This is a genomic window from [Clostridium] citroniae WAL-17108 (assembly GCF_000233455.1).
GTDB lineage: Bacteria > Bacillota > Clostridia > Lachnospirales > Lachnospiraceae > Enterocloster > Enterocloster citroniae.
The window spans coordinates 1-1,369 of record NZ_JH376444.1; the positions used below are offsets into that span (position 1 = coordinate 1).

2 protein-coding genes and 1 pseudogene are annotated in these 1,369 nt (G+C 41.3%); 1 reads left to right on the forward strand and 2 read right to left on the reverse strand.

All coding sequences use genetic code 11. The features are described from left to right. Both HMPREF9469_RS34150 and HMPREF9469_RS30305 read right to left on the reverse strand, forming a co-directional pair. On the reverse strand, positions 1 to 152 hold a 152-nt coding region (locus HMPREF9469_RS34150; protein WP_157140365.1), incomplete at its 3' end, for a transposase. Continuing rightward, positions 109 to 855: an IS110 family RNA-guided transposase gene (locus HMPREF9469_RS30305; RefSeq protein WP_007871752.1), complete on the reverse strand. Its 747-nt coding sequence runs from the start codon at positions 853 to 855 to the stop codon at positions 109 to 111. The genes HMPREF9469_RS34150 and HMPREF9469_RS30305, both read right to left, overlap by 44 nt. A 384-nt stretch (positions 856 to 1,239) precedes the next feature. On the opposite strand from HMPREF9469_RS30305, the pseudogene HMPREF9469_RS34210 reads away from it, so the two are divergent. Then, positions 1,240 to 1,369, forward strand: a pseudogene (locus tag HMPREF9469_RS34210) (transposase); the annotation flags it as partial.

Sequence of the window (1,369 nt, forward strand, 5' to 3'; positions counted from 1 at the left end):
CCACGACTAAACCGCGATTCATTTTGAAAATGTTCCATTTCCACCCCTGCTTCTGCAAGAATGCGTTCTGCACTTTGTCTACCGATTCCTGGTATCCCATCCAAAGCCTCAACAGCCCAACTTATAGTGTCTGTTTTTTTTAATATCTTCATCTAAATCTGAGATTAAAGAAGTAAGACTTTCCATATGCACAAGCTGATGTTCTAACATTTTTTGTTGATGTTCTAAAACTCGTCCCTGCAGAGCTCTTCGCATTTCCTGAAGTTTATTTCTGGCACGCCCTTCTGCTAATTCACTTAAAACAATCGGATCTGTTTCTCCGGATATGATCGCTTTTAAAATAGCCATTCCGCTTTTTCCACTGATATCGGTAATCACACTGCCTAATTTAATGTTACAACCTTCTAACACAGCTTGGATTCGGTTCAATTCACGAGCATGTTCTTCAATCATCTCCTGGCGGTAACGGGTCATTTCGCGCAATTCCCGCTGTTCCCGATTTGGGATATAACTTGCTTTTACTAACCCATGACGTACCAGATCAGCAATCCATTCTGCATCCTTCACATCTGCCTTGCGTCCGGGAACCCCTTTGATATGCTGTGCATTTACAATCATAATCGGGATATGTTCCTCTTCCAATATGTTATAAACAGGTTTCCAGTACGAACCGGTACTTTCCATGGCAGCCATCTCACAATCAGTTTCCTTCAGCCATGAAACTAATTGAAGAATATCTTCCGTCATTGTTGAAAACTGGCGGACTTCTTTTTTTCTGACACTCGTAAAAACACAGGCTACCATCATATTTTTATGAATGTCAATCCCACAACACCGCTTATACAATACTTCCATAAAGCAAACCTCCTTCGCATAAGCCGATGCAGCTCCTTGCTTAACTGTTGGCTGTCCTGCGTCCTCATCAAAATACGATGGAAACAAAAAGTGGTACACCTAAGGAGCTGAAAATCAGTCTGTCGCACGGGCTTTGAAGCACCAATCCCCTTCCGACCTTATTCGGCACCTTAAGTATACCACTATATAGAGTATAGCCAATATCCAGTTTTCATTTATTGTGGTGAGATTCTCTCATGATTGTCTGTCGGGAAATAGATGGTTCCGAACAGGGGCAGGCGTGACTCATGCGAGTCACGCCTGCCCCTGAAATTTATCCACTAAAAAGAAAAAAGATAGCTAACAACAACCATCTTTCTCTCCGTTCCATGTTATAATGGAACTATGCTAAAACAAGATTATTATAACAACTTTTTTGAAATTGGGCAACAGAAAATTAACTTCAGTTTCTTTCAATTGGGACTACCCGATGACGATCCAGTCTATACCCTAAAAAACGTGATGGAGGAATTGG

Coding starts and splice junctions, on each gene's coding strand:
- HMPREF9469_RS30305 (WP_007871752.1), bottom strand. CDS start 855: ATGGAAGTATTGTATAAGCGGTGTTGTGGGATTGACATTCATAAAAAT.